The 26,349-nt window shown below is 74.1% G+C and carries 20 protein-coding genes and 1 pseudogene; 17 read left to right on the top strand and 4 right to left on the bottom strand.

The window, feature by feature from the left end; translation table 11 throughout:
- From ACFXHB_RS06680 to ACFXHB_RS06665, 4 genes and pseudogenes are all read left to right on the top strand, one after another.
- A pseudogene (locus ACFXHB_RS06680) lies at positions 1–340 on the top strand (hypothetical protein); the annotation flags it as partial.
- A 221-nt stretch (positions 341–561) separates the two neighbouring features.
- Positions 562–1,167 (top strand): bacterial proteasome activator family protein, encoded by a 606-nt coding sequence (locus ACFXHB_RS06675; protein WP_380572659.1) that lies wholly within the window; start codon positions 562–564, stop codon positions 1,165–1,167.
- Between the two features lie 305 nt (positions 1,168–1,472).
- On the top strand, positions 1,473–2,873 hold the full coding sequence (locus ACFXHB_RS06670) for a protein kinase (protein WP_380572657.1): 1,401 nt from the start codon (positions 1,473–1,475) through the stop codon (positions 2,871–2,873).
- A 111-nt stretch (positions 2,874–2,984) separates the two neighbouring features.
- A complete protein-coding gene (locus tag ACFXHB_RS06665) occupies positions 2,985–4,781 on the top strand; it encodes a protein kinase (protein ID WP_380572656.1) in 1,797 nt (598 codons plus the stop codon).
- A 9-nt stretch (positions 4,782–4,790) separates the two neighbouring features.
- On the opposite strand, the gene ACFXHB_RS06660 is transcribed toward ACFXHB_RS06665, so the two are convergent.
- Both ACFXHB_RS06660 and ACFXHB_RS06655 read right to left on the bottom strand, forming a co-directional pair.
- A complete protein-coding gene (locus tag ACFXHB_RS06660; RefSeq protein WP_380572654.1) occupies positions 4,791–5,879 on the bottom strand; it encodes a phosphotransferase in 1,089 nt (362 codons plus the stop codon).
- Between the two features lie 67 nt (positions 5,880–5,946).
- A complete protein-coding gene (locus ACFXHB_RS06655; RefSeq protein ID WP_380572652.1) occupies positions 5,947–6,606 on the bottom strand; it encodes a response regulator in 660 nt (219 codons plus the stop codon).
- 379 nt (positions 6,607–6,985) lie between these two features.
- Here ACFXHB_RS06655 and pdhA point away from each other — a divergent pair, with 379 nt between their 5' ends.
- From pdhA to ACFXHB_RS06625, 6 genes are all read left to right on the top strand, one after another.
- Positions 6,986–8,140, top strand: coding sequence for a pyruvate dehydrogenase (acetyl-transferring) E1 component subunit alpha (pdhA, locus tag ACFXHB_RS06650; protein ID WP_380572650.1), 1,155 nt, complete (start codon positions 6,986–6,988; stop codon positions 8,138–8,140).
- Positions 8,140–9,114, top strand: coding sequence for an alpha-ketoacid dehydrogenase subunit beta (locus tag ACFXHB_RS06645; RefSeq protein ID WP_380572648.1), 975 nt, complete (start codon positions 8,140–8,142; stop codon positions 9,112–9,114). Before pdhA ends, ACFXHB_RS06645 begins: the two co-directional genes overlap by 1 nt.
- A 14-nt stretch (positions 9,115–9,128) precedes the next feature.
- Entirely contained in the window at positions 9,129–10,574 is a 1,446-nt protein-coding gene (locus tag ACFXHB_RS06640) for a dihydrolipoamide acetyltransferase family protein (protein WP_380572646.1), read from the top strand.
- A 220-nt stretch (positions 10,575–10,794) separates the two neighbouring features.
- Positions 10,795–12,057, top strand: a complete 1,263-nt coding sequence (locus ACFXHB_RS06635; protein WP_380572645.1) for a benzoate/H(+) symporter BenE family transporter — start codon at positions 10,795–10,797, stop codon at positions 12,055–12,057.
- A gap of 154 nt (positions 12,058–12,211) precedes the next feature.
- Positions 12,212–13,444, top strand: coding sequence for a M64 family metallopeptidase (locus tag ACFXHB_RS06630; RefSeq protein WP_380572643.1), 1,233 nt, complete (start codon positions 12,212–12,214; stop codon positions 13,442–13,444).
- Positions 13,445–13,517: 73 nt separating this feature from the next.
- Positions 13,518–14,915 (top strand): nitrate/nitrite transporter, encoded by a 1,398-nt coding sequence (locus ACFXHB_RS06625; RefSeq protein ID WP_380572641.1) that lies wholly within the window; start codon positions 13,518–13,520, stop codon positions 14,913–14,915.
- 59 nt (positions 14,916–14,974) lie between these two features.
- Here the strand turns inward: ACFXHB_RS06625 and ACFXHB_RS06620 are convergent, their stop codons facing one another.
- Positions 14,975–15,796 (bottom strand): maleylpyruvate isomerase family mycothiol-dependent enzyme, encoded by an 822-nt coding sequence (locus tag ACFXHB_RS06620; protein ID WP_380572640.1) that lies wholly within the window; start codon positions 15,794–15,796, stop codon positions 14,975–14,977.
- A 171-nt stretch (positions 15,797–15,967) separates the two neighbouring features.
- Here ACFXHB_RS06620 and ACFXHB_RS06615 point away from each other — a divergent pair, with 171 nt between their 5' ends.
- From ACFXHB_RS06615 to ACFXHB_RS06605, 3 genes are all read left to right on the top strand, one after another.
- Complete coding sequence (locus ACFXHB_RS06615) at positions 15,968–16,765, top strand: carbon-nitrogen family hydrolase (protein ID WP_380572638.1); 798 nt, start codon at positions 15,968–15,970, stop codon at positions 16,763–16,765.
- A 159-nt stretch (positions 16,766–16,924) separates the two neighbouring features.
- On the top strand, positions 16,925–18,082 hold the full coding sequence (locus tag ACFXHB_RS06610; protein ID WP_380572636.1) for a GntR family transcriptional regulator: 1,158 nt from the start codon (positions 16,925–16,927) through the stop codon (positions 18,080–18,082).
- A 113-nt stretch (positions 18,083–18,195) separates the two neighbouring features.
- A complete protein-coding gene (locus tag ACFXHB_RS06605; protein ID WP_380572634.1) occupies positions 18,196–18,843 on the top strand; it encodes a hypothetical protein in 648 nt (215 codons plus the stop codon).
- A gap of 107 nt (positions 18,844–18,950) precedes the next feature.
- On the opposite strand, the gene ACFXHB_RS06600 is transcribed toward ACFXHB_RS06605, so the two are convergent.
- Positions 18,951–19,736 carry an SLATT domain-containing protein gene (locus ACFXHB_RS06600; RefSeq protein WP_380572633.1) on the bottom strand — a complete coding sequence of 262 codons (786 nt, stop codon included), beginning with the start codon at positions 19,734–19,736 and terminating at the stop codon, positions 18,951–18,953.
- A 463-nt stretch (positions 19,737–20,199) separates the two neighbouring features.
- Between ACFXHB_RS06600 and purD the strand changes: the two genes are divergently transcribed.
- The 4 genes from purD to ACFXHB_RS06580 all read left to right on the top strand — a co-directional run bounded on the left by purD (position 20,200) and on the right by ACFXHB_RS06580 (position 26,330).
- A complete protein-coding gene (purD, locus tag ACFXHB_RS06595; RefSeq protein WP_380572631.1) occupies positions 20,200–21,447 on the top strand; it encodes a phosphoribosylamine--glycine ligase in 1,248 nt (415 codons plus the stop codon).
- Between the two features lie 543 nt (positions 21,448–21,990).
- A complete protein-coding gene (locus ACFXHB_RS06590) occupies positions 21,991–23,562 on the top strand; it encodes a hypothetical protein (protein ID WP_380572629.1) in 1,572 nt (523 codons plus the stop codon).
- Between the two features lie 220 nt (positions 23,563–23,782).
- Positions 23,783–25,324: a N,N-dimethylformamidase beta subunit family domain-containing protein gene (locus ACFXHB_RS06585; RefSeq protein WP_380572627.1), complete on the top strand. Its 1,542-nt coding sequence runs from the start codon at positions 23,783–23,785 to the stop codon at positions 25,322–25,324.
- 106 nt (positions 25,325–25,430) lie between these two features.
- Entirely contained in the window at positions 25,431–26,330 is a 900-nt protein-coding gene (locus ACFXHB_RS06580; RefSeq protein ID WP_380572625.1) for a phosphoribosylaminoimidazolesuccinocarboxamide synthase, read from the top strand.
- The last annotated feature ends 19 nt before the right edge of the window (positions 26,331–26,349 follow it).

Below are 26,349 nucleotides of genomic sequence, written 5' to 3'. Positions count from 1 at the left end.
GGCCGAGGCCGCCCACCGGCACCGGCCGGCCTCGGCCCCCGAGCGCGCCGGGCGGGCCCCCGGGCGCGGGCCGGCGCAGGGGCCGGAGCAGCCGGTCGAGGCCGAGCAGGCCGCCCCGGAGGCCGACCCCGCCGCGGACCCCGCGGCGCCGGACGAGGACGCGGTGCCGGACGGCGCCACGGTGGCGGCCGGGAGCACCCAGCAGGCGGTCGGGGCCGTCCCGGCGGCGCTGCCCGCCCGCTGGCGCGACGCCTCCACGCTGCAGCTCCCGCTGGGCGCCGGCCTCGGCCTGATCGGCTGCGGACTGGGCCTGGTCGGGCTGCGGCTGCGCAAGGGCTGAGCCGGTGCCCGCGCGGTCCGGCGCGCACTGAGTACGCGTACGGATGCCGGGCCCCCGCGCCGGGGCGTAGCGTCGTGCCCGGAAGCGGGTGCGACGGACGTGGTGGCGGCGCGGTGGCGGCGCGGTGGCGGCGCGGTGCCGATGTGGTGCCGACCGCGCGGTGGTGGTGGGGTGCTCGGGGGCTTCCACCCGACCAACCCCAGTGAGGGAGAATGGTGTTCATGACGAATCCGATGAACGAGCGCTCGCCGCAGGAGCTCTACCAGGCCATGGGCGGGCAGGCGCAGGACGGCCAGAAGGTGCTGATCGTCGGACCGGACGGGCTGCCCGTGGGCCAGGGGTTCGCCGGTTCGACGCGGGACGACGGTGAAGGGCCCCGTGAGCTCCCGGTGACCGAGATGGTGGAGCAGCCGGCCAAGGTCATGCGGATCGGCAGCATGATCAAGCAGTTGCTGGAGGAGGTCAGGGCGGCCCCCCTCGACGAGGCCAGCCGGGTCCGCCTGAAGGACATCCACGCCAGCTCCATCAAGGAGCTGGAGCTCGGTCTGGCCCCCGAGCTGGTCGCGGAGCTGGAGCGGCTCTCGCTCCCCTTCACCGAGGACACCATCCCGACCGAGGCGGAGCTGCGGATCGCGCAGGCGCAGCTGGTGGGGTGGCTGGAGGGGCTGTTCCACGGCATCCAGACCGCGCTGTTCGCCCAGCAGATGGCGGCCCGGGCGCAGTTGGAGCAGATGCGCCGGGCGCTGCCGCCCGGGCTGCACGGCGCCGAGCAGGAGGACGACGAGCCCGGCGAGGGCCGCGGCATCCGCTCCGGGCCGTACCTGTAGGCCCACCACCGGCCGGGCCCCGCGGGGTGCCGCGGCGGCCGCCCGGTATCGGACGTACCGCCACGATCCGGTACCGAACGCACGACCGACCCACGACCGTCCGGTCGTGGGTCGCGGGTCGGACACAGAGTCGGCCCTGGGCCGGTCACTGTCGCCGTGAGCCGATACCCTGTCCCCCTGTCGCGGGCCGGGCGAGCGCCGCGACAGGGGTCGGGCGGGCCACGAAACCGGGCCCGACCACGCACGGACGACACCGAACGTCACGGCTGCGGCGCCACGACCGCGCCGAGGGGGAGCAGAGGACCATGAGCGAGCACGGCAACGCGGCGGTCGAGGGCCACTCCCTGGGCAACGGCAGGTACGTGCTGCAGCGGGTGCTGGGCGAGGGCGGGATGGCCTCCGTCCACCTGGCCTACGACAACGTGCTCCACCGGCCGGTCGCGTTGAAGAGCATGCACGCCGAACTCGGGCGGGACGAGTCCTTCAAGGAGCGGTTCCGCCGGGAGGCGCAGGCCGTGGCCCGGCTGGAGCACGCCAACATCGTCACGGTCTACGACAGCGGCGAGGACGTCGCCGCCGACGGCTCCACCACCCCGTACATCGTGATGCAGCTGGTCGACGGCAAGGGCCTGCGCGACGCGATCAACGACGCGGTCGCGCAGTACGGCGCGATGCCCACCGAGGAGGCCCTGCGGGTCACCGTCGGCGTGCTGAACGCGCTGGAGGCCTCGCACGACCAGGGTCTGGTCCACCGTGACATCAAGCCCGGCAACGTGATGTTCGACCGCAAGGGCAACATCAAGGTGATGGACTTCGGCATCGCCCGCGCGCTGGAGTCCGGGGTCACCTCGATGACCCAGACCGGCATGGTGGTCGGCACCCCGCAGTACCTCTCGCCCGAGCAGGCGCTCGGCAAGCCGGTGGACGCCCGGTCCGACCTCTACTCGGTCGGCGTGATGCTCTTCGAGATGCTGACCGGCCGGCTGGTCTTCGACGGCGACTCGGCGTTCTCGATCGCCTACAAGCACGTCCAGGAGGAGCCCTCGGCGCCGTCCGCCGTCAACCGGGCGGTCAGCCCGGCGGTCGACGCCTTCGTCGCCCAGGCCCTGCGCAAGGACCCGGCGCACCGCTTCCCGAGCGCGGCGGCGATGCGTGACGAGGCGGAGCGGCTGATCGCGGCGGAGAAGGGCGGCGGCAACGGCAACCAGCTGGCCGCCAGCTCGCCGCTGGTGATCACCGACGGTCCGCGCTCGGTGCACGCCGCGCCGCCCGTCCCGCAGGCGCCGCAGACCCCGCAGCCGTTCCAGCAGCAGTACCGGACGCCGCCGCCGGCCTTCCAGACCCCGCCGCCGCAGCACCCGCAGCACCCGCAGACCCCGCAGCCCTTCCCGCAGCAGTACCAGACGCCGCCGCCGGCCTTCCAGACCCCGCAGCACTTCCCGCCGCAGGCGCACACCCCGCCGCCGCAGCCGATGCCGATGCCGGCGCCGTTCCAGCCGGCCCCCGCGTCGAACAGCGGCGGCTGCTCCACCGCACTGGTGATCGTCGGCATCATCATCGGCGTGATCGTCCTCGCGATCATCATCATCGCCATCGTGGTGACCAAGGCGGAGAAGGACAGCGGTACCAAGACGTCCCGGTCCGCCGAGCGGCCCGCGACCGTCCTGCACCTGGACGACCTGCCCGAGCGGAATGGCCTGCTCTGACGCGGTGCGCCCGGATCGGGCGTGCTACAGGGGTAGTCCGAAGGCGGTAGCGTTCGGGAACACGAAGCGACAGGGCACCGCGATCCGAGCGAACGCCCGGGGCGAGGAGCGATGGCACAGACGCAGCATCCGGACGACGACGAGGGTGCCCGGTGGGTGCCCGCGCCCGGCAGTGACAGCGCCGCGACCTCCGCGCTCCCGCCCTTCGGCGGCGGCCCGCACACCCCCGGCCGGGGTACCGCGGCCCCGCTCGGCACGGTCGGCGACGGCCGCTACCGGCTGACCCACCGGCTCGGCCGCGGTGGCATGGCCGAGGTGCTCGCCGCCCAGGACGTCCGGCTCGGCCGGACCGTCGCCGTCAAGCTGCTCCGCCCCGAGCTCGCGCAGGACGACATCGCCCGGCTGCGCTTCACCCGTGAGGCACACGCCGTCGCGGCGCTGAACCACCACTCCATCGTCGCGGTCTACGACACCGGTGAGGAGTACGTCGGCGACGAGTCGACGCCCTACATCGTGATGGAGCTGGTCGAGGGCCGGACCGTCCGCGAGCTGCTGGTGGACGAGGAGGCGCCGCCGGTCGACCAGGCGCTGATCATCATCGCCGGGGTGCTGGAGGCGCTCGCCTACAGCCACCGGCACGGCATCGTGCACCGGGACATCAAGCCCGCCAACGTCATCATCACGACCACCGGCGCGGTCAAGGTGATGGACTTCGGCATCGCCCGCGCGCTGACCGGCACCGCCAGCACCATGACCCAGACCGGCATGGTCATGGGCACCCCGCAGTACCTGTCGCCGGAGCAGGCCCTCGGCAAGCCGGTCGACCACCGCTCCGACCTGTACGCGGCCGGCTGCATGCTCTACGAGCTGCTCACGCTGCGCCCCCCGTTCACCGGGGACACCCCGCTCTCGGTGGTCTACCAGCACGTGCAGGACATGCCGGTGCCGCCGTCCCAGGCCAACGGGCGGGTGCCGGCGGCGCTGGACCAGCTGGTGCTGCGCTCGCTCGCCAAGAACCCGGACGACCGCTTCCAGGACGCCGACGAGTTCCGCGCCCACCTCCAGCACGCGCTGCGCGAGATGCACGGCGGGGCCTGGGCGGGCGGCGCCGCGGCGGCCGGGCTGGCGGCGGCCGGCCAGGGCCACAGCGGGGCCACCCCGATGGTCGGCGCGGACGGCGAGACGGCCGTCACCGCGTCGTTCGGTCTGGGCGGTCCGAGCGATTCCACGACGGTGCTGCCGTACCAGGTGCCCGGCGGTCCGCACACGCCCTCCGCGCCCTACCCCGGGGTCGGCGGACCGTACGGCGGTGGACCGTACAACGGTGGCCAGGACGGTCCGGGCGGCGGTGACGGTGGTGACGGCGACGACGGCGGCGGCCGGCGGCGCGGGCCCTGGCGCTGGGTGGCCGGCATCGCGGCGGTGCTCGTCGCGGCCAGTGTCGGCACCGCGCTCGCGCTCAGCGGCAACGACGGCGGCGGCGAGAACCACGACGTGACGCCGCCCCCGTCCGTCCCGGCGGTCAGCACGCCCGAGCCCGGTACCCCCACCACCGGCGGGGTCAGCCCGACCACGCAGCCGACCACGCAGAGCCGGCGGCCGCAGCAGCCGACCGACACCAACAACAACGGCAACAACAACAATCAGAGCCCGGCACCGAACACGATGCCCACCAGCAAGCACCCGTCGAGCGCGCCGGCGAGCCCCAGCATGTCCAAGTCGCCGACGAACACGCCGAGTTCCACCGGGACGCCGACCGGCGGGAGCACCCCGACGTCGACCGGCGGGGCCACCCCGTCGGCGACCGGCGGCGCTGGTGGCGGGGCGACCGGGACGCAGGCCCCGCCGACCAAGCCGCCGACGCAGCCGACGAGCGGCCCGGCCACGCCGGCCGGCGCCGGCGGCTGACCGCCGGGGTCAGTTGGCGAAGGCGTCCAGGACCTGTTCGTACTCCTGGCACCACCACGCCAGCTGGCCCGCCGAGGCGGGGTAGAGCGGGTCGGCCCGGTGGTCGGCCCGCTGGTAGCGCCACTGGAGCATCCAGAAGTCGTTGAGCCGCTCCCACCAGACCCGGTGGGCGGCCGTGGCCAGGTGCTCGGCGGTGGCGGCCCCGGTGGCCCGGTAGGCCTGCGAGTAGCGCCGGACCCGGACGAGGTCGAGGGTGCCCGTGGTCCGGTCGTTGAAGAGCAGGGTGGCGGCGCGGACGGCCTCCTCGGCGCGCGGCTGCGGGCCGAGCTTGTCCCAGTCCAGGACGGCCGAGATCCGGCCGCCCCCGTGCAGCAGGTTGAGTCCGTGGAAGTCGCCGTGCGTCCAGCCGGTGGGCGGCGCGGCCTGGGGGACCGGCCGCCGGTGGGCGTACTCGGTGAGCAGGTCGAGCCGTTCGGTGAGGCGTCGCTCGACGAGCGCGTCCAGCTCGCCGTACGGCCGCTGCTCGCGGGCGCTCAGCCGCAGGTCGCGGGCGAGCCGGGCGCTGTCCAGCGGGTCGGCGCTGCGGTAGCCGGCAGGCTGTGCGACGGGGGCGCAGACGTCGTCGAGGGCGCCGTGCAGCCGGCCGAGCAGCGCGCCGAGCGCGCCGCACTGCGACAGGGAGAGGTCGCCGCCGTGCCGGTGTCCGCCATCGACCCAGGGGAAGAGCGCGAACAGCCGGCCGCCGAACGCGGCCACCGTGCCGGACCGTTCGGCACAGGCCAGCGGAGGGGCGACGGGCAGTCCGAGGGTGTCCAGCGCGGCCATCGCGCGGTGGTGTTCGGCGATCGACCCGCGGTGCGCGGTGGCGGCGTCGACGTAGCACTTCAGGAAGTACGTCCCGGCCTCGGTGGTGACCCGGTAGCCCCGGTTCAGCAGGCCCTCGGCGACCGGTTCGGCGGTGAGCAGCCGCCCCACCCGGTAGCGGCGCAGGACCTCGGCGAGGACGAGGTGGGGAACGGGCGGGCTGAGCGTCCCTATGGGCGGCGCGGTGAGGTCGGGACGGGCCGGGGCACAGGCGAGGGTCTGGCTGAAAGTCACAGGCTGAGGTTAGGGCCCCCTGGCGGGGGCCCTTGACAAACCGTCAGATGTGTGATCGGCGAGCTTGTCAGTGCTGCTGGTCGGCCTGGTGCCGGGCGACGAAGGCGGCGGCCTGGGTGCGTCGCTCCATGCCCATCTTCGCGAGCAGACTGGAGACGTAGTTCTTGACCGTTTTCTCGGCCAGGTGCAGCTCGTTGCCGATCTGACGGTTGGTCATCCCCTCGCCGATCAGATCGAGGATCCGCCGCTCCTGCTTGGTGAGCTGGGCCAGCCGTTCGTCCTCCTTCTCGCCGCCGTCGCGCAGCCGGGCCAGCACCCGGCTGGTGGCCACCGGGTCGAGCAGCGACTTGCCGGCCGCGACGTCCCGCACCGCGGTGATCAGGTCGGTGCCGCGGATCGCCTTCAGGACGTAGCCGGAGGCACCCGCCATGATCGAGTCGAACAGCGCCTCGTCGTCCGAGAACGAGGTCAGCATCAAGCACTTGATCTCCGGCAGCCGGGAGCGGATCTCCCGGCAGACCTCGACGCCGTTGCCGTCCGGCAGCCGGACGTCGAGCACCGCGACGTCGGGGTGCACGGCCGGGATCCGGGTGATGGCCTCGGCGGCGGTGCCGGCCTCGCCGACCACGTCGATGTCGTCCTCGACCGAGAGAAGATCGTGGACGCCCCGTCGGACCACCTCGTGATCGTCCAGCAGGAATACCCTGATATGTCCGTTATCAGTCACGCGCAAAGCCTCCCATATCACCGTAGGAAAGACCTATTGCCCGCACCGCCGCAGGATCGCGATCCGGACAGAGCGCCGGAAAGCGATGCCGGTAACCCCCTTACGAACGGGGCTCCGCCCGGATAACGTGCGCAGGTGTCCTGAAGGCGACCGAATTGAGAGCTGCGCCACACCCGCAGTTGTAGGCCCTGAACAAGTAGGACGTCCTAGCGCAAGCGCGCCAAGGGCTGCCGCTGGGTAACGTTCTCGTGAGGGACGCCGTCGGAACAGGAACACCACCTGCCTTGCAGCCGGTGCGCACACCCACGCGCGCCCCGCGAGGCGGTGACCGGACCGGTCACCGGCGACCCCGGGCGGCCGGACAGACCGAGGAGTGAACGTGACCGTCAAAAGCACGGCGAGGGCTCGCAAGAAGGCAGCCCCCGGCGTCCCTGACACCCTCCGCGCCACGGGTACGGACGCCCAGCCGGAGCTCGTACAGCTGCTCACCCCGGAAGGGGAGCGGGTCGAGCACCCGGACTACCCGCTCACCACCACCCCGGAGGAGCTGCGCGCCCTCTACCGCGACCTGGTGCTGGTGCGCCGGTTCGACGCCGAGGCCACCGCGCTGCAGCGCCAGGGCGAGCTGGGCCTGTGGGCCTCGCTGCTCGGCCAGGAGGCCGCCCAGGTCGGCTCCGGGCGGGCCATGCGCACCGGTGACTACGCCTTCCCCACCTACCGCGAGCACGGCGTGGCCTGGTGCCGCGACGTCGACCCGCTGAACCTGCTCGGGATGTTCCGCGGCGTGAACCACGGCGGCTGGGACCCGAACGAGAAGAACTTCCACCTGTACACCATCGTGATCGGCGCGCAGACCCTGCACGCCACCGGTTACGCGATGGGCATCACCAAGGACGGCGCGGACGACGCGGTGATCGCCTACTTCGGCGACGGCGCCTCCAGCCAGGGCGACGTCAACGAGGCCTTCACCTTCGCCTCGGTCTACAACGCCCCGGTGGTCTTCTTCTGCCAGAACAACCAGTGGGCGATCTCCGAGCCCACCACCACGCAGACCAAGATCCCGCTGTACCGCCGCGCCTCCGGCTTCGGCTTCCCCGGCGTCCGGGTCGACGGCAACGACGTGCTGGCCTGCCTGGCCGTGACGCGCTGGGCGCTCGACCACGCCCGCAACGGCAACGGCCCGGTGCTGATCGAGGCCTTCACCTACCGGATGGGCGCGCACACCACCTCCGACGACCCGACCCGCTACCGGCCGTCGGAGGAGACCGAGGCCTGGAAGGCCAAGGACCCGATCACCCGGCTCCGGGCGCTCCTGGACAGGGAGGGCCTGGCCGACGAGGAGTTCTTCGCCTCGATCGAGACCGAGAGCGAGCAGCTCGGACTGCGGGTGCGCGAGGGCGTGCGCACCATGCCGGACCCGGACCCGACCCTGATCTTCGACCACGTCTACGCCGAGCCGCACACGCTGGTCGATCAGGAACGGGCCGAGTACGTCGAGTACGCGGCCTCCTTCGAGGCGGGGGAGAACCTCTGATGGCCGGTCAGCTCAGCATCGCGAAGGCGCTCAACGAGGCGCTGCGCAAGTCGCTGGAGAACGATCCGAAGACGCTCCTCATGGGCGAGGACATCGGCAAGCTCGGTGGCGTCTTCCGGATCACCGACGGTCTGCAGAAGGACTTCGGGGACAGCCGGGTGATCGACTCCCCGCTCGCCGAGTCCGGCATCGTCGGCACCGCGATCGGCCTCGCGCTGCGCGGCTACCGCCCCGTGGTGGAGATCCAGTTCGACGGCTTCGTCTACCCGGCCTTCGACCAGATCGTCTCCCAGCTGGCCAAGATGCACGCCCGCGCGCTCGGGCACGTGAAGATGCCGGTCACCATCCGCATCCCGTACGCGGGCGGCATCGGCGCGGTCGAGCACCACAGCGAGTCGCACGAGGCGTACTTCGCGCACACCGCCGGCCTGCGGGTGGTCTCGCCGTCCAACGCGCACGACGCGCACTGGATGCTGCGCCAGGCCATCGAGTCGGACGACCCGGTGATCTTCCTGGAGCCCAAGCGCCGCTACTGGGACAAGGGCGAGGTCGGCGACGCCGCCGACCTGGGCCTGTACGACGCCCGGATCGTGCGCCCCGGCACGGACGCGACGCTGATCGCGTACGGGCCGATGGTCAAGGTCTGCCAGGAGGCCGCCGCGGCCGCCGAGGAGGACGGCCGCCACCTGGAGGTCGTCGACCTGCGCTCACTCTCCCCGGTGGACTTCGCCACCCTGGAGGAGTCGGTCAAGCGGACCGGCCGCGGCATCGTGGTGCACGAGGCGCCGGTCTTCCTGGGCATGGGCGCCGAGCTGGCCGCCCGGCTGACCGAGCGGTGCTTCTACCACCTGGAGGCGCCGATCCTGCGGGTCGGCGGCTACCACGCGCCGTACCCGCCGTCCCGGGTCGAGGAAGCCTTCCTGCCGGACCTGGACCGCGTGCTCGACGCCGTCGACCGCGCGCTCGCGTACTGAACCGGGGAGCGAAGATGACCACCGAAGTTCGCTCGCTCCGCGAGTTCAAGATGCCCGATGTGGGCGAGGGCCTCACCGAGGCCGAGATCCTCAGCTGGTACGTCAAGCCCGGCGACACCGTGACGGACGGCCAGGTCGTCTGCGAGGTGGAGACCGCCAAGGCCGCCGTGGAGCTGCCGATCCCGTTCAACGGGGTCGTCGAGCAGCTGTTCTTCCCGGCGGGCGCGACGGTCGACGTCGGCACCGTGATCATCTCGGTCGCGGTGGCGGGGGAGGCGGGCGCCGCCCCGGCCCCGGCCGCTCCGGTGGCCCCGGTGGCCGCTCCCGCCGAGGCCGAGCCGGCCCGGCGCGAGGTGCTGGTCGGCTACGGCCCGCGGACCGGCGGCACCCAGCGCCGGGCCCGTCGGACCACCACGACCACGGTGGTGGCCCCGGTGCCGGCCGTCGTGGCCCCCGCTCCCGCGCCGGTCCCGGCGCCGGCCCCTGTCGCCGCCGCCCCGGTGCTGCCGGAACAGCCCGTCGGCGACCGGCCGTTGGCCAAGCCGCCGGTGCGCAAGCTCGCCAAGGACCTCGGGGTCGACCTGCGGGCCGTCGTGCCGACCGGCCCGGACGGTGTGGTCACCCGCGAGGACGTGCACGCCTACGCGGCGGCCACCACCGCGCTCGCCGCGGTGGCCTCGGCGGCTCCGGCGGCCGCGCCGGTGGAGCCGGTGGAGGTCTCCGTCGCCGCTCCGGCGGCCGTGCCGGGCGTCACCGCGGGCGATGTCCGGGTGCCGATCAAGGGCGTCCGCAAGGCGACCGCGCAGGCGATGGTGGCCTCGGCCTTCACCGCCCCGCACGTCACCGAGTTCGTCCAGGTCGACGTCACCCGGACGATGAAGTTCGTCCGCCGGCTCAAGGAGAGCGGCGAGCTGGGCCGGGACATCCGGGTCAGCCCGCTGCTGCTGGTCGCCAAGGCGCTGCTGACCGCGATCAAGCGGCACCCCGAGATCAACGCCCAGTGGGACGAGGCGGCCCAGGAGATCGTCATCCGGGGCCAGGTGAACCTCGGCATCGCCGCGGCCACCCCGCGCGGTCTGATCGTCCCCAACATCAAGGACGCGGGCAGCAAGACGCTGTCCGGCCTGGCGGCCTCGCTCGGCGAGCTGATCGACACCGCCCGGCTGGGCAAGACCTCGCCGAACGCCATGCAGGGCGGCACCGTCACCATCACCAACGTCGGCGTCTTCGGCGTCGACACCGGCACCCCGATCCTCAACCCGGGCGAGGCCGCGATCCTCGCCTTCGGCGCGGTCCGGGACCTGCCGTGGGTGCACAAGGGCAAGGTGGTGCCGCGCCAGGTCACCACGCTGGCCCTCTCCTTCGACCACCGCCTGGTGGACGGGGAGCTCGGCTCCAAGGTGCTGGCCGACGTCGCCGCGCTGCTGGAGCGGCCCAAGCGTCTGATCACCTGGGGCTGACCGGCCGGGACCGAGGGAACGGGACCGAGGGAACGGGACCGAGGGAACGGGACCGAGGAAAGGGGCCCTGCTCCGCACCACGGTGCGGAGCAGGGCCCCTTCGTCGACCGGGTGCCGGGCTCGGACCCGCGTCCGCGCCGGTGGTCGCGGGCGGGTTCGAGACTCTTCCGAGATCGTTCGAACGGCCCGCCGGTGGCGGCCGCTCCGCGATACTGCCGCCATGGCAGAGGAGCTGATAACCCGTTCGGCGGACAGGCGCGACGGCCCCGAGGAGCGCCGCTCGCTGCGGCGCGACGTCTCCGTCCCCGCCCTGCTGGCCGGGCTGGTGTGCATCGCGGTCTCGTTCTCCGGCCCGCTGGTGGTGGTGCTCGCGGCGGCCTCGGCCGGGCGGTTGGACGCGGCGCACACCGCGTCCTGGATCTGGGCGGTGGCCATCGGGAGCGGACTGCCCGGTCTGCTGCTCAGCTGGTGGACCAGGACGCCGGTGATCACCGCCTGGTCCACGCCGGGCGCCGCGCTGCTGGTCACCAGCCTCGGCGCGTACCCCTACCGGGAGGCGGTCGGCGCCTTCCTGGTGAGCGGGGTGCTGGTGACGCTGTTCGGGGTCACCGGGCTGTTCGGGCGGCTGATCGCCGCGATCCCGGCCGGGATCGTCAACGCGATGCTGGCGGGCATCCTGTTCTCCTTCGGCGCCGGCATCTTCGGCGCCGTGCACGGCGCGCCGGCCCTGGTGCTGGGCAGCTTCGCGGCCTTCCTGCTGGCCAAGCGGCTGGTGCCGCGGTACGCGGTGCCGGTCGCGCTGGTGGCCGGCGGGGTGCTGGCGGCCGTCACCGTCGGGCTGCCGCTGCACCTGGGGTCGGGCGGCCCGACCGTTCCGGTGTTCACCGTGCCCGCCTTCTCCGGGCCGGCCACGGTGGGTCTGGCGCTGCCGCTCACCATCGTGGCGCTGGTCTCGCAGAACGCCCCGGGGCTGGGGGTGATGCGGGCCTTCGGCTACCGGCCCGACGACCGGCTGCTGATCGGGGCCACCGGTGGGGTCTCCGTCCTGTTGGCGCCGTTCGGTTCGCCGGGGGTGAACCTGGCCGCGATCACCGCCGCCATCTGTGCCGGGCCGGAGAACCACCCCGACCCGCGGCGCCGCTACGTCGCCGGGATGTCGGTGGGCCTGCTCTACGTGCTGGTGGGCAGTTTCGGCGGGCTGCTGGTGAGCCTGTTCACCGGTCTGCCGAAGGAGCTGATCGCGGTGGTCGCCGGGGTCGCCCTGCTGGCCTCGCTCCAGGGCAGCCTGGCCGCGGCCGTGGCCGACGAGCACGGCCGGGACGCGGCGGTGGTGACCTTCCTGGCCTCCGCCTCCGGGATGAGCCTGCTCGGGATCGGCTCGGCGTTCTGGGGGCTGCTGCTCGGCCTCGGTACCCATCTGGTGCTGCGGGCCCGGCCGACGTGGCTCCGCCGAGGTCACGCGCGTCCGGGATCATCCACCTGATCGGACTGATAGGTATGACCGGGGTGATTCGGGTCGTTCGGCCAGGTCGGTGACTTTTTCGTCGGACGGTGGGGGTGACACGCCGGGCCGGGTACGTCTTCGCGTCCACCACCCGGGCGACGCCGGGTGACCGGATCCCCGAGGACGCACCCGTATGCCGCCTGGCAACCCTGGCCGTCTCGTCCGGAGTCTGGCCGCGCTCGTGCTGGTGTCCACCGCCGTACTACCGGCCGCCCTGGAGCTGGCCGGCCCGTCCCCGTTCGGTGTGATCGGGCCCGGTGCCCCCGCCGACCGGGCGGTGCCGCCGCACCTCGTCCGGCCCGCCGACCTGCGCGCGGCCGGCACCGCTCCGACCGTCGACATAAGGCGGACCGGTGACCCGGCCAACCGGATCACCCTGGTCCTGCTCGGCGACGGCTACCGGGCCGACGAGCAGCAGGCCTTCCGGGAGCAGGCCGACCGGGCCTGGCGCGCCCTGATGGAGATCGAGCCGTTCCGCAGCTACCAGGGGTTCTTCAACATAAGGCGGGTCGAAGTGGTCTCGCCCGACTCGGGGATCGCCGAGACCGAGAGCCGGGGCCGCAACCCCGCCACCCCGCTCGGCATGCACTTCTGGTGTGAGGGCACCGCCCGGCTGCTCTGCGCCGACGAGGCCGCCACCGCGCGCTACGCCGGCCAGGGCGACGGCCCGCAGTACCTGATCGCGCTGGCCAACTCCAGCGAGTACGGCGGCGCCGGCGGTACCGGGGTGACCACCCTGGCCGGCGGCAGCCCGGACGCCGGGCGGATCATCCAGCACGAGATAGGGCACACCGTGGGCGACCTCGGCGACGAGTACGACAGCGCGCCGGACGACGCCGACTACCCCAACCTCTCCACCGACAACGCCGAGGACATGCGCCGCAAGCAGACCAAGTGGTGGCGCTGGCTGGGCGCGGAGTCCCCGGACGGGGGCGGGACGGTGGGGGCGTACCGCAGTGCCAACGGGGTCTACCGGCCCACCCAGGACTCGGTGATGCGCACCCTCGGCGGTGCCTACAACCTCCCCTCGCGGGAGGCCATCATCGAGGAGATCTACCGCCGGATCCGGCCGACCGACACGCCCTCGCCCGCCCCGGGCGAGGTGACCGGCCGCCCCCGGCTGGAGGTCCGGCCGCTGCCGCTGGCCGGGGCCCGCCGGCTGCAGGTGGACTGGAAGGTGGACGGTGCCCCGGTCGAGCCGCAGGCGGCGGACCGCAGCTGGCTCGACACCGCCGCGCTGAACCTGCTCCCGGGGGAGAGCGCCACCGTGACGGCCACCGTCCGGGACACCACCGACTGGGTCCGCGACGAGGCCTTCCGCGACCGGTACATGACCAGGTCGGTCTCCTGGACGCTCACCGGCTGAGGTGGTTCGTGCCCGATCCCCCCGTCACCCCGGGCTGAGGGTCGAATGATGGGATGACTAATCTGGGGACACTATGTCCGTGGAGCCCGCCCGTTCAGCCCGCCCCCTGTCCGTCCCCGCTCCCCGGTCCAGCACCGGGCCGACGCCCCCGGCCGCCCCCTCGGCAGGGGTGGCCGCCGCGCTCCCGCCACCCCCCGGCGGCCGCGCCGCCTGGCTGGCCTGGTCCGTCGGCGTCAGCGTCTACGTCCTCGCGGTGATCCACCGGACCAGCCTGGGCGTGGCCGGGTTGGACGCCGCCGACCGCTTCGCGATCGGCGCCTCCGCGCTCTCCACCTTCTCGATCCTCCAGGTGCTGGTCTACGCGGCGATGCAGATCCCGGTGGGCCTGCTGGTCGACCGCTTCGGCCCGCGCCGGGTGCTGCTGCTCGGCGTCCTGCTGCTCAGCCTCGGGCAGCTCGCCTTCGCGTTCTCCTCCTCCTTCGCCCCGGCGCTGGCCTCCCGGGCGGTGCTGGGCTGCGGCGACGCGATGACCTTCATCAGCGTGCTGCGGATCGCCGCGCGGTGGTTCCCGGCCGCGAAGAACCCGTTCGTCGCCCAGCTGACCGGCCTCGCCGGGATGGGCGGCAACCTGGTCACCACCGTCGTCCTCGCCGACGCCCTGCACCGCGAGGGCTGGACGCCGACCTTCACCGCGATCGCCCTGCTCGGCGTCGCGGTGTTCGCCCTGGTGGCGCTCTTCCTGCGGGAGGCGCCCGCGCCGGTGCCCGTGCCCGGGCCGCTGCCCGTCGGGCCCGGCCCGGTGGCGTCCCGGCCCGGCGTCGGGCGGCAGGTCCGGCAGGCGTGGTCCGAGCCCGGCACCAGGCTCGGACTCTGGGTGCACTTCACCACCCAGTTCCCCGGCAACGCCTTCGGCCTGCTCTGGGGCCTGCCCTACCTGGTGGAGGCCCAGGGCATGTCGCGCACCGGGGCGGGCGGACTGCTCACCCTGCTGGTGCTCGCCAACATGTCCTTCGGCTTCCTGTTCGGCCGGGTGCTGTCGCGCACCGCCAAGGCCCGGATGCCGATCGTGCTCACCGTCGTCGGCGCCACCGCGCTCGGCTGGGCGCTCGTGCTGGCCTGGCCCGGCGGTCACCCGCCGGCCTGGCTGCTGGTCGGCATCATCCTGGTGATGGGCAGCAACGGTCCGGCCTCACTGGTCGGCCTGGACTACGCCCGTGCGCGCAACCCCGTGGAACGGCTGGGCACCGCCTCCGGGATCGTCAACATGGGCGGCTTCATCGGCACGATGATCACCCTGTTCGGCATCGGCGTCATCCTGGACGTCCTCACCCCGGCCGGCACCGACACCTACTCCGCCGGGGCCTTCCGCTGGGCCTTCTGCTGGCTCTACGTGCCGCTGGCGGCGGGCACCCTGATGATCCTGCGGCTGCGGCGCAAGGTCGCCGAGCGGGAACGGGACGCGACGGCCTGACGACCGGCCCCGGGCCGCCCCGGGCCGCCCCGGCACCGTCGGGCCCGGGGCGGGGCCGGTCAGGCCGTGACGGCGAAGTTGGCCAGCACCCGCGAGGCCAGCTCCCGGTCGCCCTCGACACCGACCGGGCCCGGCCGGCCCCGCCCGCAGGCGAGCCGGACGTACGTCTCCCAGTCCAGCGTGAGCTGGACGTCGGGCGCCAGGCTGATCGACTCGTCCACCGTGCCGCGGCCGGCGGCGTCCACCCGGACGGTGCGCAGGAACTCGACCGGGCCGGTGACGTCCACCACCAGGGTCGTCCCGGCCGGGGCGCCGGCCCGGTGGGCGACCGCCTTGGGCAGGCCCTCCAGCAGCACGTCCCGGGCGAGCAGCGCGGCGGGCGAGGCCAGGTTGCCCGGCTCGTCGAGGGCCCGGCGGAGGTCCTGCTCGTGAACCCAGACGTCGAAGGCCCGGTGGCGCAGCAGCTCGTGGTACGGCACGTCGCGGCTGAGCGGTCCGGCCGGGAAGCGGATCCCTTCGGAGGGGGTCTGCTTGGCGTTGCGCAGCGCGCGCGAGCGCCGGATGATCGTGTACTCCAGCTCGCCGGTCATCTCCAGCGCGGTGTGGCAGCGGCGCTTGTCGACCGGCAGCTCGATGTAGCGGGCGAACTCGGTGGTGACGTGGCGCAGGTCGCGGGGCAGCGAGTGGATCGGGCGGGGGTCGCCCAGCAGTTCGGACTCGACGGCGATGACGTGCGAGACGACATCCCGGACGGACCAGCCGGGGCACTCGGTGGCCCGGTTCCAGGAGCCCTCCGGAAGTGGGGCCACCAGCTCCGATATCGATTCGATGGACTGGGTCCACGCCTCGGTGTAAGCCTGCACGGTCTGGTTGTCCGTCACGGGAATCTCCGGCCCTCCGTCAGCTGCCTTGCCACGCGCGCCCTGGTTCGGGGTCGGACGGAAAGTCCGGCTTCCGGGCACACACGCTAACCGCACGTTACGCTGCCGGGTGAGAACTGGGCAGCGCTTTCGAGTGACGATCGTAGGACTCTTGCCGTGGACGGTGGTACTGTGCGCGCTTCATTGATCCAACTCGCGGTCTCCGACGCCGAGCCGCCCGCCGAGCGGCGGGCCCGGGCGGCGGCCCTGGTCCGGGCCCAGCGGGGCGCCGATCTGGTCGTCCTGCCGGAGCTGTGGGCACTGGGCGGTTTCGCGTACGACCTCTGGTCGGACGGCGCCGAGTCACTGGACGGGCCCACCTCCGACGCGATGGCCGCCGCCGCGAAGGCGGCCGGGGTCTGGCTGCACGCCGGGTCGATCGTCGAACGCGACCCGGACGGGCCGATCTACAACACCTCGCTGCTGTTCGCCCCGGACGGCGAGCTGGTGCACACCTACCGCAAGATCCACCGCTTCGGCTTCGACAGCGGTGAGGCGGTGGTGATGGGCGCCGGGCAGGAGATCGTCACCGCCGCCACCGACTTCGCCACGCTCGGTCTGGCGACCTGCTACGACCTGCGGTTCCCCGAGCTGTTCCGGGCGCTGCTGGACGCCGGCGCGCAGCTGTTGGTGGTCCCGGCCGCCTGGCCGGCGCGGCGGCGCGAGCACTGGACGCTGCTGAGCCGGGCCCGCGCGGTCGAGGAGCAGGCCTACGTGCTGGCCTGCAACACCGCCGGGACGCACGGCGGGGTCGAGCAGGCCGGCCACAGCATCGTGGTGGACCCGTGGGGCCGGGTGCTGGCCGAGGCGGGTGCGGGCGAGGAGGTGTTGACGGTGGAGTTCGACCCGGCGGAGGTGGCCCGGGCCCGGGCCGAGTTCCCGGTGCACCGGGACCGGCTGCTGGGCATCCCGGCACCGGTGCAGCGGTGACGCCGGGCGGCGGCTGAGCGTGGCTTTCCGGGGCATACGGGAGGGCTTGTACAGGACGGCGGCATTTTTGAGAAGATGAGCCTTCGTCGTGTTACCAGCCGTTCTTCAGCCGGCCTGTCCCGAGGCAGACCGTCGAGCCTGCCCGAGGAGGTCGCGCGCATGTCCGGCACCGGCGCAGGCGGCACCAGCCCCGTGATCCGGCGCAACAGCCTGCGCGAGCAGATCGCCGGCGCGCTGCGCGAGGAGATGATGGCCGGCCGGCTGGCAGCCGGCCGCAACTTCACCGTCAAGGAGATCGCCGAGCTGTACGGAGTCTCCGCGACCCCGGCCCGCGAGGCGCTGGTGGACCTGGGGGCGCAGGGGCTGCTCCGGGCCGAGCACCACCGGGGGTTCACCGTCCCCGAGTTCGGCTGGGCCGACTTCCTGGAGATCTTCGAGTCCCGGGTGCTGCTCACCGACAGCTGTTTCCGCCAGCTCGCGGTGCGCGCCGACGCGCCGGACGTCAGCCGGCTGCCCTCGCTGCGCCGCCGGGCGGACGCGGCGGTCCGGGCGGTCCGGGCGGGGAACCTGGACGTGATGGTCGGCTGCGACCGCCGGTTCTGGCAGGAGGTCGCCGGGCTGCTCGGGAACCGCCGGATCGGGGACTACCTGGACTGGCTGCGGGTGCAGTCCTGGATGTTCGCCGCGCCCTATCTGCGGGCGATGCCGACGCTGGGCGGGGTCTGCTGGGACCGCCACGTCGAGCTGGTCGACGCGATCGAGCGGCAGGACCTCGCGGGCGCGCACCGGATCGTCTGCGAGTACAACCTGTTCACGGTGCGGGTGCTGGCCGGGCTGACCGGAGAGCCGGTGGAGTCGGTGGGCGTGCTGTCGCTGCTGGCCGCCGGGCTCGACCCGGCGCCCGCGCCCGCGTCGTCCGGTCCGTTCGCGGCCGGTCCGTCGTCCGGTCCGTTCGCGGCCGCCCCGGCGTCCTCCGCCCCGGCGGCCGGTCCGTCGGTGTCGGTCGGCGACCCGGCGCCCCCGGTGTCTCCGGTGTCTCCGGCGCCGCCGGGCTCGGAGGCGGCGGCCGCGGCCCGGGACGAGGCGTCCGGCGCCGCCACCGCCCGTCCGCCGGAGCCGCTCCGGGCCCCGGAGACCGGCCGCGGCCGGGAGCGCGAGCTGGGCCGGGAGCTCGGCCGCGAACTGGGCCTCGGCCTCGGCCTGGTGCCGCAGCCCCGCACGGCGGCCTACGGGCGCTTCGGCCGCCGGTACGCCGACCCGTCGGCCGGCCAACTGCCCGAGGGACGGCCCGGCCCGCACCGCGCGCCGGGCCGGTAGGGTGGGCGGTCGTCGTCCCGGGCGGTTCCCGCACCGACTGTCCGGACACCGACCCGTCCATCCGTCGCCCGCCCACGCGGGCGACTCCGCCGCCCGGAGAGGAAGAGCCGGCCATGGCCTGCGACCTCTGGCTCGTCCCGCTCGTGGACGTGCTGAGCCACAGCCCTGACAATCCCTTCCGGGACGATCTCGCGCTCTACAACGCCGTGTTGACCGCGCACGGGTTGCCCGAGGTGCCGGTCTACCAGTACGTCCCGGGGATAAGCGGGGCGGTCGAGCCGATAGCCGCCTTCGACTACGACTCGCTGCACTTCCTGCGCCGCGCCTACCTGCTGGGCCTGACCGGCCTCGACATCACGCCGGTGGACGCCCTCGGCGGCGACTACGAGCAGCTGCTGGAGATGTTCGAGAGCAGCGCGGAACACTCGCACCTGGTCTGGCACTTCGACCACGCCGGGGCGTACGTGCCGATCGAGTTCGCGGTGCCGCTGGTGGACGACGCGCTGCTCGCCTCGGGCGGCCCGCTGGGCTCCAGCCACGGGCTGCTGCGCGAACTCCAGGCCGTCGCACCGGCGCTGGGCATCGACCCGCTCAACCCGCCGGACCCGACCAGGCCGCTCGGCCCGACCGGTCTGGAGCAGCCGTTCGGCCCGCCGCTGGACGACCTGCACCCGTTCGCCCGGGAGCGGCACGCCTGGGCGGGCCTGTACGCGGCGGCCACCCGCAGCCTCACCCAGGGATCGATGATCGTCTTCGCCTGAGCCCCGGAGCGGCCCGAGCGCTCCGAGCGCTCCGCGTTTCCGGGTCGTCTCCGCGCCCGCGAGGTGTCTCCGCGTCCGCGGGGCCGGGCGCCTCCGCCCGGGCCCGGCTACCGCAGCGGGCCCTCCGGCGGGCGCTGGCGCGGCATGGTGGGCCGGGTTCCCGGCGGCGGCAGGATCCGCACCTGGGCGCCGATGCCCGACTCGCTCCGGCCGCCCCAGCTGCCCGAGGCCTGGGTGGGCAGCTGGGTCATGCCCGCCCGGAACTCCAGCATCCACTCCGAGGTCTCGGTGCGGACCATGTCCGAGACGTCCTCGCAGAACCGCCGCAGCACCCCGAGACAGCGCTCGGCCGCCTCGCCCGCGGTGCCCTCGGTGGGACCCAGCACCTCCCGCACGCACTCCGAGGCCCAGTCGAACTGGAAGGCCTCCAGGCGCCGTTGCAGCGCCTGCGCGGTGGAGACGTCCCGCATCCAGCCGGAGGTCAGTCCGAACGCCCGGTCCGCGCCGTAGCAGGCCGCGGCGAGCGCCAGGCCGACGTAGCCCCAGCCGGTCGCGTTCGCCACGGTGCCGGTGAGGTCCACCAGCGGGGCGGTGACGCCGCCGACCGCGAAGCCGGCGGTGCCGAACCTCAGCAGCCGCGCCCAGCGGCGCTTCCAGACCCGGTCCCGGCGGTACCAGTCGATCGCCTCCACCGCCCGCTCCTCGGACCAGCGGTAGAGCTCCTCCAGCCGCTCGGCGGGCTCGCCCCAGTCCCCGAGGGGGAACTGGCGGGCGCTCAGATCGGCCCGGCGGCGGGTGGAGGCCCGCGGCACGACTGCGGCGACGGGCTGGTCCTCCTCGCCGATCTCCTTGCCCCAGGCACTCTCCTCGGGCTGCATTTCCGGCTGGCTCACCTGTGGGGCTCCCTGTGGCGGGCGGACTGCTGGGTCTGACCGTCGCGTCCTCCCGACAGGTCCGCGACCTGACGGGCCGTGAAACGCCGGATGACGCATCGGAACACCCGGCGCCCCCGGGCGGGTGTGGGTGCCCGGGGAGGCCGGTCCGGCCGGTGGCCGGTGGTTGTCCATCAGCCCTTTCTTACCGCCAAATGGCTGACCGTGGGGGCGCTTCACCAATGATCGTTACCGGATTCGACCGCCGGATGCCGAGGTGGGCGGGTTGCGGCGGTCGGCGAGATTTCACCCGTCCGAGCGAGGCCCCGGTGACCCGCTGTCCTGACCCGGACACCCGGGGCGCGCCTCCCGGGCCGCGGCCTGGAGGATCCTCCGGCACCGGAGGCGTACGGACGGCTTCGGCCGGAGGTTCCGACGGGACCGGAGGGCGACGCGAACCGGCCACCGACTACCCTTGCCAACCGTGAAGGTCCTCGTCATCGGCGGCGGCGCCCGCGAACACGCCCTGTGCCGCTCTCTGTCCCAAGATTCCGCCGTGACCGAGCTGCACTGCGCCCCGGGCAACGCCGGGATCGCGCAGGTGGCGACGGTCCACCCCGTCGACCAGCTGGACGGTGCGCAGGTCACTGCGCTCGCCCGGCGGCTCGACGCCGACCTGGTCGTGGTCGGCCCGGAGGCCCCGCTGGTCGCGGGCGTCTCCGACGCCGTGCGCGCGGCCGGCATCCCGGTCTTCGGCCCGTCCGGGAAGGCCGCCCGGCTGGAGGGCTCCAAGGCGTTCGCCAAGGACGTCATGGCCGCCGCCGGGGTGCCCACCGCCCGCTCCTACGTCTGCACGACCCCGGCCGAGGCCGCCGAGGCGCTGGACGCCTTCGGCGCGCCGTACGTGGTCAAGGACGACGGCCTGGCGGCCGGCAAGGGCGTCGTGGTCACCTCCGACCGCGAGGCCGCGCTGGCCCACGCCGCCTCCTGCGAGCGCGTGGTCATCGAGGAGTACCTCGACGGCCCCGAGGTCTCGCTGTTCGCGATCACCGACGGCACCACCGTCCTCCCGCTCCAGCCCGCGCAGGACTTCAAGCGCGCGCTGGACGGCGACGAGGGCCCGAACACCGGCGGCATGGGTGCCTACTCGCCGCTGCCGTGGGCCCCCGAGGGCCTGGTCGAGGAGGTCCTGGAGACCGTCCTGCAGCCCACCGTGGACGAGCTGCGCCGCCGGGGCACCGAGTTCTCCGGCCTGCTCTACGCGGGCCTGGCGCTGACCTCGCGCGGCACCCGGGTGATCGAGTTCAACGCCCGCTTCGGCGACCCGGAGACCCAGGTCGTGCTGGCCCGGCTGCGCACCCCGCTGGCGGCCGTCCTGCACTCCAGCGCCACCGGTGCGCTGGACCAGCTGGAGCCGCTGCGCTGGGACGACGGCGCCGCCGTCACCGTGGTGATCGCCTCCGAGGGCTACCCGGCGGCGCCGCGCACCGGTGACGTGATCGAGGGCCTGGCGGACGCCGAGGCCGCCGACGGCACCGCGTTCGTCCTGCACGCGGGGACCAGGGCGGACGAGGACGGCCGGGTGCTCAGCGCCGGCGGCCGGGTGCTGTCCGTGACCGCCACCGGCACCGACCTCGCCGAGGCGCGCGGCCGGGCGTACGCGGCGGTGGACCGGATCAGCCTCAAGGGTGGTCAGCACCGCACCGACATCGCGCTCAAGGCCGCGCGGTAGCAGGCGGTTTCGCCGCGCTCCGGGGCGCTGCGTCCAAGGGGAAACAACCCCCATGGACGCAGCGCCCCGCGGCGTTTCGGGGGTGCGGGCAGGGGAGCGGTCTCCGAGGCCACCGCACCGTTCGGCGGCCGGAATCCAGCCCATCGAGTGACAGCGGCCGCATCCGGCTGACGCAACCCGCTGCCCGGCCTTATGGTGCGCTGGTCCGCAGCACCGTGGGCCGTGCCGCTCGCGGCCGCGCCGGGTAGCGGCGGTCGTGCGGGGGGATGCTGGACGGCGTCCGGCCGGACCGGCACGCCCGGGCCGCTTCGCACGGCGCCCGGCACGGTCGTCCGGAATTCGGGCACCGTCACCGGGACGAGTGGAAACCGGGGCGATCCGGAACACCCACCCGGACAAGGGCGTCAAGAATGTCAGAAGCGCCACACAGCATGTACTGCCGGGATCGGACGCCGCCGATTCCCGGTCGGAACTGATCGTTTCGAGTCGGCTCAGGGTCCCGTCGCCGGGTGCCCGAGGGCTCCGAAGGGGGTGCCGCACCGTATGGCCGCTGTCGACACCGCGCGCGCTCACGCCCACGCGGTCCTGCGGGTCCGGGGCATCGCCCTGGCCGCCGCCGCACTGCCCGCCGCCGCCGCGGCGGTCCTGCTCGCGGGCCGGATCACCGGCCGGATCGGCGCGCCCGGCGCCCCCGACGCCGCCGGCTGGGACGCCGTCCGCTGGGTGGTCTGCGCGGTGGCCGCCGTCACCCTGCTGGTCGCGGGCCTGGCCGCCCGGGCCCACCGCCGGGCCGTCCCGCCGCAGACCCCGGTGGTCCCGCTCGACCGGGCCCAGGCGCCCGAGCTGTACCGGCTGATCGACGAGCTGGCCGACCGGCTGGAGGTGCCCGCACCCTCCGCGATCGCCCTCACCCCGGACTGCGACAGCTGGCTGGAGGACGTCCCGCCGGCCCCTCCGGCCGGTGCGCGCCGCCCGCCCCGTCGGGCCCAGGAGACCGCCGCGCCGATGCTGGTGATCGGTTCGCCGTTCCTGTGGTGGATGCGGGCCGGCGAGCTGCGTGCCCTGCTCGCCCCGGTGGTGGCCGGCACCGCGGCCGCCGCCGACCCCGACATCGCCGCGGCCCGCCGCTTCCTGCGCGGCCTGGACGCGAGCCTGGACGACACCCCGGTGCCCGGTGTGGTCGGCGCCCCCGCGCCGCCCGCACCCCGCGGGCGCCGCGGCCCGGCCGCGCTGACCGACCGGATCACCCGCCGGCTGCTCGCCGCCTGCCGGGCGCACTCGGCGGAGCTGGAGCGGGCCGTCGCGGGCTGGGCCTCCGAACAGGCCCGCGCGGTCGACTACGGGCTGCGGATCGCGGCCCAGGAGCAGGTCGGCCTGGCCTACGCCGGCTGGGACCGGCTGCTCACCCGGGTCGCGCTGCCCGCCTGGCGGCTCGGCCGGCACCCCGCGCACCTCAACGCCGGGGTGGTGGCCGCGCTCACCGAGCTGTCCCGGCGCGACCGCCTGGCCGACGGGTACAGCAGCCGGCTCGGCGACCGCCCCGCCTGCGACCTGCTGGAGGAGCCCGGCACGGTGGACGAGGCGGTCTCCCTGCTCGCCGCCGAGCTGTTCTTCGGCCGGCCCGCCTCCGGCGCCTGGCGCGAGGTGGACTGGGCCGACTACCCGGCCGAGGTGGTGGACGCCGGCTGGCGGGCCCGTGCCACCGCGCTGCAGTCCGCGCTGGACCGGCTCGCCCCGCAGGCCCGCCCCGGCGCCCCGACGGTGACCAGGCTGCTGGGCCGGCTCGCCGAGGGCGGCGGCGAGCAACTGGCCGCCGCGCTCACCACCCGGCCGGCCGGCACCGCGGCCCCCGCCCCGCTGCTCGAACCCGTCCGCACCGGTCGGGACCTCCTGGTCGACCACGTCACCGCGATGGTCTGCTGCGCCGCCGTCGACACCGCCGGGGCCACCCCCGGTCTGGACTGGCTGGACGGCCCGGTGCTGCTGATCGGCGGGGTGCGTCGCACCGATCTGGCCGAGCCGGTCGCCCAGGCCGTCGAGCAGGGCCAGGACGGCCCGCTGCGGGCCTGGCTGGACGCCGCCGACGTCCGGCTGGAGAAACCGGTCCGGCTCTGAACCCGGAGGGCGCTCGGCATCGCCGCTCGCGCCCCCGGGCCGGCCGCCCGCGGCAGGTCTTCCCAGGCCGGAGCCCCTCCCGGGGTCGGCCCGGAAGATTCTCAGACACGAGTTGCTACCGTGGGGTGACGCAGCGCCAGCACTCTGTGGTGTATTAGACCGCACGCACATCCGGGAGGCACGTGCCAACCGGCGGAGGGTGCATCTGTGGGAGGGGCGCGTGGGGACGGAACTCAACCGCCGCTGGGAGTCCGGAACGCACGCGTACAGCGTCTCCGACCCCTTCGGCCAGGGCCCGCTGCCCTGGCTGCGCAGCCCGGACCAGTACCTGGCCGGAGCCGAGGGCGCCGTCCCCTGGTACGTCTCGGTGGACGCGCCGGGCCAGCAGCCGCTGGCCGGCGGCACCAGACCCAAGCCCTCGGTCGGCACCCCGCAGGGCGCCAACGACGTGGTGCAGCAGATCAAGGGCTTCGCCTCGGCCGGCGTGGTCCGCCCCGGCGGCGCGGTGGACCTCCGGGTCACCGTCAACCCGCCCCGCGAGTTCACCGTCGACGTCTTCCGGATCGGCCACTACGGCGGTGACGGCGCGCACCACATGACGTCCAGTCCGTTGATCGCCGGGCTGGCCCAGCCCGCGCCGCTGGTGGCCGGCCGGACGGTCTCCTGCCACCACTGGTGGCACTCCTGGCGGCTGCAGATCCCCACCCACTGGCGGCCCGGCGCCTACGTCGCCGTGCTGACCACCGCGGACATGCTGCACCGCAGCCACATCCCCTTCACGGTGCGGGACTTCGAGGACCAGGCGCACGCCGCCGAACTGCTCCTGGTGATCCCGGACGTGACCTGGCAGGCCTACAACCTCTTCCCCGAGGACGGTCGCAGCGGTGCCAGCCTCTACCACGCCTGGGACGGCCGGGGCCGGCTGGTCGGCGAGCCGGAGGCGGCCGTCACCGTCTCCTTCGACCGCCCGCACGCCACCGCCGGACTGCCGCTGCACGTCGGCCACGCCTACGACTTCATCCGCTGGGCCGAGCGCTACGGCTACGACCTCTCCTACGCCACCGCCACCGACCTGCACGCCGGTCTGGTCGACCCGGCCCGGCACCGGGCGCTGATCTTCCCCGGCCACGACGAGTACTGGTCCGAGCCGATGCGCCGGACGGTCGAGCGGGCCCGCGACGGCGGTACCTCGCTGGTCTTCCTGTCCGCCAACACCATGTACTGGCGGGTCGAACTGAGCGCCGCGCCGTCCGGTGAGCCCAACCGGCTGCTCAACTGCCGCAAACGGCAGAAGGTCGAGCCCGGCAGCCCGGCCACCGGGGTGAGCGGTGCCGCCAGCGCGCTCTGGCGGGACGCCGGCGAGCCGGAGCAGCACCTGCTCGGCGTGCAGTACTCCGGCCGGGTCGCCTCGCCCGTCCCGCTGGTCGCCCGGCACACCACGCACTGGCTCTGGGACGGCACCGGCGTCCAGGAGGGCGACGAGCTGCCCGGCCTGGTCGCCGGCGAGGCCGACCGCTACTACCCCAAGGTGGCGCTGCCCCAGCACACCGAGCGGGTGCTGCTCGCGCACTCCCCGTACCGCGATCTCGCCGGCCGCACCCGCTACCAGGAGACCTCGCTGTACCGGGCGCCGAGCGGCGCGTACGTGTTCGCCGCCGGGACGTTCGCCTGGTCACCCGCGCTGGACCGGCCCGGCCTCACCGACGAGCGGATCCAGCGGGCCACCGCCAATCTGCTCGACCGCCTCTGCAAGAACGGCTGAGGCCGCCCGGGCGGGGTCCGGGTGGGCGGTCATGACAGACTCGGGTCCACTGACCTCCCCTTTCGCGCCCCACGCCCGCGAACGACCCCTGAGGACTGAGACGACCTTGAGCGGATTTGTCACCAAGCCCGAGCCGGTCCAGGTGCCCGGCCTGGTCCACCTGCACACCGGCAAGGTGCGCGACCTCTACCGCGCCGAGTCGGGCGACCTCGTGATGGTCGCCAGCGACCGCATGTCGGCGCACGACTGGGTGCTGCCCAACGAGATCCCCGACAAGGGCCGGGTCCTCACCCAGCTCTCGCTGTGGTGGTTCGAGCGGATCGCCGACATCGTGCCCAACCACGTGATCTCCACCGAGATCCCGGCCGGCGCCCCCGCCGACTGGAAGGGCCGCACGCTGGTCTGCCGCAGCCTGGAGATGGTCCCGGTCGAGTGCGTGGCCCGCGGCTACCTCGCCGGTTCCGGCCTGACGGAGTACGAGGCCGACCGCACGGTCTGCGGCATCGCGCTGCCCGAGGGCCTGGTGAACAGTTCCGAGCTGCCCGCCCCGATCTACACCCCCGCGCTCAAGGCCGAGGTCGGTGAGCACGACGAGAACGTCTCCTACGAGGAGACCGCCCGCCGGATCGGCGCCGAGCTCGCCTCCCGGCTGCGCCGCACCACCCTCGACGTCTACGCCCGGGCCCGGGACATCGCCCGCGCGCGCGGCATCATCCTGGCCGACACCAAGTTCGAGTTCGGCCTGGCCGACGGCGAGCTGCTGATCGGCGACGAGGTGCTCACCCCGGACTCCTCCCGCTTCTGGCCCGCCGACGAGTGGCAGCCCGGCCGCTCGCAGCCGTCCTTCGACAAGCAGCTCATCCGCGACTGGCTGGTCTCGCCGGCCTCCGGCTGGGACCGGGCCGGCGAGCAGCCGCCGCCGGAGCTGCCGGCCGAGATCGTCGAGCAGACCAGGGCCAGGTACATCGAGGTGTACGAGCGCCTGACCGGCACCTCCTGGGCCTGAGCCTTCGGACGTCCGCGGG

Source organism: Kitasatospora sp. NPDC059327, assembly GCF_042752535.1.
Taxonomy (GTDB): domain Bacteria; phylum Actinomycetota; class Actinomycetes; order Streptomycetales; family Streptomycetaceae; genus Kitasatospora.
Note: the sequence above shows the minus strand (reverse complement) of the source record. Positions and strands in the feature narration are given on the sequence as shown.